The 1,533-nt window shown below is 44.0% G+C and carries 2 protein-coding genes; both read right to left on the bottom strand.

All coding sequences use genetic code 11. The features are described from left to right. Positions 1 to 315 precede the first annotated feature (315 nt). Positions 316 to 702 (bottom strand): hypothetical protein, encoded by a 387-nt coding sequence (locus F566_RS0100105; protein ID WP_020404958.1) that lies wholly within the window; start codon positions 700 to 702, stop codon positions 316 to 318. A 3-nt stretch (positions 703 to 705) separates the two neighbouring features. Further along, positions 706 to 1,518 (bottom strand): RHS repeat-associated core domain-containing protein, encoded by an 813-nt coding sequence (locus tag F566_RS37465; RefSeq protein WP_245555099.1) that lies wholly within the window; start codon positions 1,516 to 1,518, stop codon positions 706 to 708. Positions 1,519 to 1,533 lie beyond the last annotated feature (15 nt).

Genomic DNA, 1,533 nt, shown 5'->3' with positions numbered 1-1,533 from the left:
CAGTAGTATTTACAAGAAAATAGCCAGCCCCCTCTATTCTCATCTCTAGGATGGCTGTGACTGCTCAAAATAAACAGCAGGTTGCGCAGAAGATAATGGAACAGTGCTCACAAAATCACGGTAGGAGTGCTCAAAATCACAAGAATCTGCAACTGCATGCACTGGGTATTTTTGCGCAGAGTGCCTGCCCATTTAGCCACCTGTGCCGGAACGGTCTGCGCAGGCTGCTGGATAAACCTGCGCAGACGATCACTCTGTAGACTATTGATTATGGCTGTCCCTTTCTTCTCTGGTTTGTGGGCGCTCTAGCTTATCCTACTTAATTCGAACTCCTACTGAATCTTGCGAAATATATAAAAACACATCGTTTCCATATGGAATCTTCTCTTTATGCAAAACTTCACGCTTCTCTATATAAGTAAAACGCCCCTCAACAAAAACGCAGTCCTGAAATTTAATAACATTATCCGATACTGTAGCGCCAGCCCTACAATAAAAGCTCATTTCAAGGATAATCCCACCACTATCACCCTTATCTCGAATATCAATAGATATATAGCTTTCCAGTTGCCTAACGTCTAATTCGACACGCAAACTGCCTCTTTCAAAGCCATATTGATGGCGAACCTCATAATCCTCAATAATAGGGACCACTTCAGTAATCACCAGGAAGTCTGTTTCATCCCATTTTAATCTGTCCATAGGCTATCCCTCATAAAGAGCATGTATCAATACTGGTAGTTCATCTCCATCGGATCTACGGAATTCTAACTGCCAACCATCTATATTCAAGCGCGTATTCAGAGGCACCCCATTTTTAGTTGCGGTATCAATTGCGCTCCCCAAACTCTCTAACTGCAGCTGAGAGCCCAACCGTACTTTTTCTGGAGTAAGAGAGCGGGCTAAACTTTGAGCATACTCGGCCAAATGTTTAGTCGCGTTACTATTGACCCAAACCGCATGGCCAGAGTTTGAGGAGTATCTAAATGTTACAGGAATAACAGAACCGGGATGATTACTTCCAGTCGGAGAGATTCTACTCCATACACCTAAATCACAGTTTTTCTTAATACAGTCTCTCGCCTTCTTTGAGAGCATTACAAGAAGTTTAACTCCTCCAGCACCAAGAGCTATTATCCCCGCCACTTGACTAGCAGTCCTAACGGTCTCCACCGTAGAATCATTTATTCCTAAAGACCCAAAAACAGTGTCCAAAGCACTTAAGCCGGCATCAACCTTCATTAAAGAAAGTTCTGTAGCAATTGTATTTGTAACCGAAGCTTCGAATAGCCCAAAGTTTCCAGTAGGATCGGTATAAGCCACCGGATCAGCATTCGCATAAAGATACTTATGCAACGTAATAGGATCAGAATTAACCCCCATCCACGTATCCATCTGCGTAAACCGCCCAACTCCTTGGTCGTAATACCTCGCCCTTAGGTAATACTGATCCAACCCAGCATCATACTGCTCGCCGGTATACCGATAGTCGTTTTCCGTGCTTCCAGTGGAAGCCAGCAGAATGCCGAAGGC

Source organism: Hahella ganghwensis DSM 17046 (assembly GCF_000376785.1).
Taxonomy (GTDB): domain Bacteria; phylum Pseudomonadota; class Gammaproteobacteria; order Pseudomonadales; family Oleiphilaceae; genus Hahella; species Hahella ganghwensis.
This window is presented reverse-complemented; position numbering and strand designations above follow the sequence as displayed.

Excerpts from the sequence above, each read along its gene's own strand:
- F566_RS0100105 (WP_020404958.1), bottom strand. The coding sequence starts at position 702 with ATGGACAGATTAAAATGGGATGAAACAGACTTCCTGGTGATTACTGAA.